At 51.2% G+C, this 6,656-nt stretch carries 5 protein-coding genes; 2 read left to right on the top strand and 3 right to left on the bottom strand.

Features of this window, described 5'->3' with window-relative positions; all coding sequences use genetic code 11:
* Nucleotides 1–383: 383 nt before the first annotated feature.
* The 3 genes from floA to proS form a co-directional block, all read right to left on the bottom strand.
* Nucleotides 384–1,370 carry a flotillin-like protein FloA gene (gene floA / locus ACYVB1_RS14365; RefSeq protein WP_460924471.1) on the bottom strand — a complete coding sequence of 329 codons (987 nt, stop codon included), beginning with the start codon at nucleotides 1,368–1,370 and terminating at the stop codon, nucleotides 384–386.
* 9 nt (nucleotides 1,371–1,379) lie between these two features.
* Nucleotides 1,380–1,853: an NfeD family protein gene (locus ACYVB1_RS14360; protein WP_460924470.1), complete on the bottom strand. Its 474-nt coding sequence runs from the start codon at nucleotides 1,851–1,853 to the stop codon at nucleotides 1,380–1,382.
* A 244-nt stretch (nucleotides 1,854–2,097) separates the two neighbouring features.
* On the bottom strand, nucleotides 2,098–3,576 hold the full coding sequence (gene proS, locus ACYVB1_RS14355; RefSeq protein WP_460924469.1) for a proline--tRNA ligase: 1,479 nt from the start codon (nucleotides 3,574–3,576) through the stop codon (nucleotides 2,098–2,100).
* A gap of 197 nt (nucleotides 3,577–3,773) precedes the next feature.
* On the opposite strand from proS, the gene ACYVB1_RS14350 reads away from it, so the two are divergent.
* Nucleotides 3,774–4,970 (top strand): hypothetical protein, encoded by a 1,197-nt coding sequence (locus ACYVB1_RS14350; RefSeq protein ID WP_460924468.1) that lies wholly within the window; start codon nucleotides 3,774–3,776, stop codon nucleotides 4,968–4,970.
* Between the two features lie 32 nt (nucleotides 4,971–5,002).
* The gene (locus ACYVB1_RS14345; RefSeq protein WP_460924467.1) at nucleotides 5,003–6,565 is read left to right on the top strand and encodes an OmpP1/FadL family transporter; all 1,563 of its coding nucleotides are present in this window, start codon (nucleotides 5,003–5,005) and stop codon (nucleotides 6,563–6,565) included.
* Nucleotides 6,566–6,656 lie beyond the last annotated feature (91 nt).

Raw genomic sequence — 6,656 nt, 5'->3', positions numbered from 1 at the left:
GAAGAACCTTGGTCAGACAGGAAAAGAAGGCTGATAATTACCTGGCATTCCTGCTGCTCGCGTGCATGAAGATAATGCTTAGGTATTTTTGAGATAGCTTCTAGTTGTTATGCCTCCTGTAACTGTGTAGACAGAGAGCGTGTGCCTGTCTTTACCTTGTCCTGCCTTTCTCTGTCTGCGCTACAGCAAGCTTAGTCACCTTCGCGCGTATGATAAACGGCTTTTAATTGCCTCTGTCTGTCATACAAGGGTTTACATACGAACCAGGAAGTATCTTCTTAGATTGCTCTTCCCTTCTAAACTCTTCTAAGCTTTGCTAATTTAAAACAAAAGGCGGCTACACCTGGGTATAGCCGCCTTTTATCTTTTATTTTAGCTTTCTGTTATTCTTTAGGCTTGTTGGCGCCTCCCCCTCCTGGGTTGGCAATGGAGTTGCGCATGTCAGTGTCAGACTGGATGTTCTGCATGCGGTAATAGTCCATGATGCCCAACTGGCCGTTGCGGAAGGCTGCTGCAATGGCCTGAGGCACTTCCACCTCGGCCTGAATTACGTTGGCGCGGGCCTCCTGTGCTTTGGCGCGCATTTCCTGCTCTACGGCCACGGCCATGGCACGGCGCTCTTCGGCTTTTGCCTCAGCCACCTTCAAGTCGGCACCTGCCTGGTCAATCTGCAGCTTGGCGCCAATGTTCTCGCCTACATCGATGTCGGCAATATCAATGGAAAGGATTTCATAGGCAGTGCCCGCATCCAGGCCTTTCTGCAGCACCAGTTTAGAAATAATGTCCGGGTTCTCTAAAACGCTTTTATGAGAGCCTGAAGAACCAATAGACGTCACGATACCCTCTCCCACACGGGCCAGGATGGTTTCTTCGCCGGCACCACCAACCAACTGGTTGATGTTGGCGCGCACCGTTACGCGGGCTTTTGCAATCAGCTGGATACCGTCCTGTGCCACAGCGGCCACGTTGGGCGTGTTTATTACCTTCGGGTTAACAGAAGTTGTCACAGCTTCGAATACATTACGGCCGGCCAGGTCTATCGCGGTGGCCTGCTTGAAGGAAAGTGGAATGTTGGCTTTGTCGGCAGAAATAAGCGCCTTGATAACCGTTGGCACATTACCGCCTGCCAGGTAGTGTGTCTCCAGTTCTGTGGTGGTGAGGTCGATGCCTGCCTTGGTGGCGTTTATCATGGAGTTGACAATAAGGCTGGGTGGCACCTTCCGGATACGCATAAACACCAGCTCTGCCAGCCCTACCCTTACCCCGGAGAAAAGGGCCGTGATCCAGAGGCTGATAGGCACAAAGTACAGGAATATCATCAGGGCCACAATGACTCCTGCAATAATGAGCAATACCGATAGGTTTTCCATCTGTGTTTTTTAGCTGACTTCTTCTACTATTATTTTATTTTGACTCAACCTGATGATGCGGACTGTTCTGTTAGGTGCCACAAACTCTCCCTGGGTCTGCACTTCGTGAAGGCGTTCAGAAAACAGCGCAGTGCCCTGGGGGCGCAGTGCTGAAACTGTCGTGCCGATTTCACCTTCCTCCAGCAGATGGGGGTTGTCTTCGTTGACATGGCTGCGGTTCTGATTTTTCAAGGCAAATTGCGACCAGCTGTTAGAGCGGAAGCTATAGACAAATGCCAAAGCGCCTATCAGCACTGTACCAGCAAGAACAATGTGCCCGATGGTGGTGCCGAGTGCAGCATATCCTATCCAGATGCCAATGGCAGCAAGTATAAAGCCTAAGATACCTACAATGGTTGTGCCCGGCACAAAAATCAGCTCCACAATAATCAGGAGCAAACCTATGCCAATGAGTAGTACAACTGTAACCCAGTCCAGTAACATCGTGCGGTGCGTTTGTATAGGTAAATATAGCTAATTCTCCACAAGGGAAAAGGAATATTTATAGGTAAAACCTGCTTTTAACAAAGTAAAGGATGCTTACCTGCTGGCCGGCCTGCTTTTACGACTTGTTGCTATTGGCCCGCTTTGTGCACAAGTTCAAAACAAAACGCCGCCTCCGTGGCTGGAGGCGGCGTTTTGTTTTGAACTGTTGCTATTGTGGAGGGCGGGCGACAATCAACGGAATTTAATATGCTTTGGCAAAATACACGCGCTGCTTGCTTGGCTTGCCTGTCAGCATATCCACGCCGTCTTCTTCCGGTGAGTTGAGGGCGATGCAGCGGATTGTGGCTTTTGTTTCTTCTTTGATACGCTCCTCTGTTTCCGGGGTGCCATCCCAGTGCGCCAGCACAAAGCCGCCCTTGTTCTCCAGCACATCTTTAAACTCCTCATAAGAGTCTACCTTGGTGGTATGCTCTTCCCGGTACCTCAGCGCCTTGCTGTAAATGTTCTCCTGTATCTCATCCAGCAGGGCAGGGATGTAGTCTGTAAGCGAATCGAATTGCTGCGTGCTCTTCTCCTTCGTATCGCGGCGGGCAACTTCAGCAGTGCCGTTTTCCAGATCACGGGCTCCGATGGCTAAACGCACCGGCACGCCCTTCAGCTCCCACTCGGCAAACTTAAAGCCAGGGCGCTCGGTGTCACGGTCGTCAAACTTCACGCTGATGCCTTTACTTTCCAGTGCCTTCTTCAGCGCAAGCACCTTTTCGCTGATTTGCGCCAGCTGCTCTTCGCCTTTGTAAATCGGCACGATCACTACCTGGATAGGTGCCAGCTTTGGAGGCAGTACCAGGCCTTCGTCATCAGAATGTGCCATGACAAGTGCCCCCATCAAACGTGTGCTCACGCCCCACGAGGTGCCCCATACGTGCTCCAGGCCTCCTTCTTTGGTGGCGAATTTCACGTCAAAAGCTTTGGCAAAGTTCTGGCCCAGGAAGTGTGAAGTACCAGCCTGTAAGGCTTTGCCATCTTGCATCAGTCCTTCGATGCAGTAGGTGTCCAGGGCGCCCGCAAAACGTTCGCTTGGTGTTTTCACGCCTCTTACTACCGGCAGGCCAATGTACTGCTCGGCAAAGGTGGCGTATACTTCCATCATCTGCTTTGTTTCGGCAATAGCCTCCTCAGCAGTGCTGTGTGCCGTGTGGCCTTCCTGCCACAGGAACTCAGCTGTGCGCAGGAACAGGCGCGTACGCATTTCCCAGCGCACCACGTTTGCCCACTGGTTAATCAGCAGGGGAAGGTCGCGGTAGCTCTGGATCCAGTTTTTGTACGTGCTCCAGATAATGGCCTCTGAGGTAGGGCGCACAATCAGCTCTTCCTCCAGCCTGGCATTCGGGTCCACACGCAGCTTGCCGGCATTGTCGGGGTCGGTTTGCAAACGGTAGTGGGTTACCACGGCGCATTCCTTGGCAAAGCCCTCTGCGTTTTGCTCTTCGGCTTCAAACAGGCTTTTGGGCACAAACAGCGGGAAGTAAGCGTTCTGATGTCCTGTTGCTTTAAACATATCGTCCAGCACGCGCTGCATCTTCTCCCATATTGCGAAACCGTACGGCTTGATCACCATGCACCCACGTACAGCAGAGTTTTCAGCCAGGCCAGCTTTCTTTACCAGCTCATTATACCACAGGGAGTAGTCTTCGCTTCTTTTAGGTAACCCTTTACTCATCTTTTAAACCAATTTTATTATATATAGCTAATTTTTAGGGCTTTTGGAACAGATTTTGCTAGTTTATAGTCAAAAGCCACATATCATTCTGGCTCAAAATTACGTTAATATATTATACTATGGATAAGGTTTTGCGCCATTGTGTGTTTATCTTTGATATAGAGCAAAATAGATAAATTCTTTTACAGCAGCAGGTCATGAAAAAATATAAATTACTTACAATTGCCCCTATGCTCGCACTGATGGCGGTAGGTTGCAGCAGCCCTATTGCGATGCAATCTACAGAGTATGATGACATGTACTACAGTTCATCAGACAAAACCGAGTATGTGGAGCCTGAGGTAACTGCGAATCAGAGATATACCGAAAACAGCACAGAGCAGGCGCTTGCCGAGGGAGAGGTGCTGAACCCGGAATACTCAGGTAGCAGCAGTGCCAGAACCGATAACTATTACAGTGATGATGAGTACTACGATGGACGTTCTTACGATGCCCGTAATAACTGGTATCGGCCGAGCTACTCGTTTGTAGACCCTTACTGGGGTGCAGCATATGCTCCGCGTATGTCCAGTATTGCTTTTTATGATCCATTCTACGATCCTTTTTTCGACGATCCGTTTTATTACAGTTCATTCCGTCGCAGTCCGTACTGGGGCTGGAACAGAGGCCTGAACATTAGCCTGAATTATGGCATGGGCTGGGGTATGCCGATGGCCTGGGGTGGTGGTTTTTACAACTCCCCTATGATGGGCATGGGCGGCTGGTGGCCTAACAGCTATGGATACGGCTATTACAATGGATTCAGAAATGGTTTTAACAACGGCTTTTACGGAGGTAACCCTTACTATGGCACTTTCTATGACCGCCCTATCGTAATCGGCAACCCTGTAAGAATACAGAACAGCCCGAGAATCTCCCGCAGTGCCGTTGTAACAGACAACCCGGCTTTGCGCAGACCTGCCAGAGGTGGCGTGAATGAGGGAGAGAGCATTGGCAGACAAACAGTAGGCTCAGAAAGCGTAGGCCGTCCAGCCCGCAGAGGCGAAACTGAAGCTTCTCCGACAAGAACAGAAGGTAACATCATCCGGTCTGAAGGAGAGAAGAGAGCCCTGCCAACACGTCCAAGCCGTAGAACACGCCAGCCTGCCGTTAACCAGCAGGAGCAGCGCACTACACCAACAAGAACTGAGCGCCGCAGCCGTACGCAGGAGTACCGACAGCCACAGCAGCAACAGGAGCGTACCCGTACTTACGAAAGCAGGCCGACCCGTACATACGAGAGCCGTCCGGCCCCAACGTATGAAAGAAGCAGCCCGATGCAAAGCAGCCCGATGCCACGTAGCAGTGGTTCTTCTGGCGGTGGCGGCGGTCGTCCACCAAGAGGGGGTAACTAAAATCTAATCTGTAAAGCATAACCGAAGATAACATGAAGAAGATAGTTTTGGCCAGCCTGGCGCTCGCGCTAGGCTGGAGCGGAACTGCTTTTGCTCAAACCGAGGTGGATGCCCTGCGCTACACTCAACTGGGCGTAACAGGCTCCGCACGTATACAAGGTATAGGAGGCGCACAAACCGCATTAGGTGCTGACGTTTCCAACCTTTCATCAAACCCTGCCGGCCTGGGTATGTTCCGCCGGTCAGAGTTTAGTTTTACACCAGCATTACAGTTCAATACTACAGGTACCAATATAGAAGGGGCACGGCAGTCGGATGAGCGCAACATGCTCACTATTCCGCAGGCCAGCATTATACTTTCTAACCGCAAAGGCGACGAGGACAACAGCGACTGGCGCGGCATTAACTTCGGTATCGGCCTTACCAGGCTCAACAATTTTAACCAGCGCGTCAGCTACAACAACACGGCTGTTCCGCCAAATACCATTGTTGATTATTTTGCAGATCAGGCAAACAGCAGGGTTCTGAACAATGGCGAAACGCTGCAGCAAAGCCTGGACGCAGAGTTCGGGCGTGAGGTAACCATAGAGGGCCTGGCCTACAGCACCTACCTGATTGATGTGCTGGAGGACGATCAGGGGCAGTATGCCTCCCCGCTTTTCAGCTTAGGCAATATAGCCCAGAGTGAAGAGGTTGAGCGCAGAGGTTCCCAGAACCAGATTGACATTGGCGTGGGTACCAGCTACCGCGACAGGATCTACATTGGTGCATCTGTCGGAATCTTAACAACGAACCTGACGCAGCAAAGCACTTTTCTTGAATCAGGCCATTATGTAGCTAGTTTTGATGAAGGTGGCAATGCGGATGTAGAAGGGAATTATGACCTGGAGTTGTTTGACCAGTTTACAACACGCGGGGCAGGCGTGAACCTGAAAGTGGGTATTATTGCCAGGCCGATTGATGCGCTTCGCATCGGAGCTTCCATTCAGACGCCAACGGCGTACACCCTTACGGATACCTACCAGCGGTCTTTATACGCTACTACGCTGAACCCTGGGACCGGGGCATCGGAAAGGCACAGTGCCTCAGAAGTGCCGGGAGAATTTACTTACCGCCTTACGACACCTTTCAGAGCGTCTGGTGGCGTAGCTGTTTTCCTGGGTAAGTATGGCTTTATAACCGGCGACATTGAGTATGTGAACTATGCAGGTACCCGTTTTTCGGAGGATGACAGCTTTGGTAACGGCACCGGCAACTTTTACGGCAACCTGAACAACAGCATCTCTACTATGTACCAGTCAGCCATGAACTACAGAATCGGGGCAGAAGGCCGCTATGAGGCATTCCGAGTGCGTGCAGGCTATGCCCACAGCGGAGACCCATATGTTAGCTCTGCCTTGAGTGGTGCTGTTAACTCTGTATCATTTGGAGCAGGGGTGCGCCTGCAGAACTACTACGCCGACCTGGCCTATGTAAGGAGCACCAGCGAGAGTCGCTATTCTCCGTACCAGTTCAGTTCCGGTGGCGGTGAGCCTGTGGTCGATATCAACAACAGGCAGAGCTCTGTGTTGCTAACAGTAGGGTACAACTTCTAAGCCTAAAGCAAAAGCAGAAAAAATCTGAAGCAGGCAGCTCTGGCAAGGGCTGCCTGCTTTTTTTGAACTCATGGCTGTTTTTAAGGTTCTG

It is taken from the genome of Pontibacter brevis (assembly GCF_054779655.1).
The sequence above is the reverse complement of the archived record's forward strand: the minus strand, read 5'-3'. Positions and strand labels throughout refer to the sequence as shown.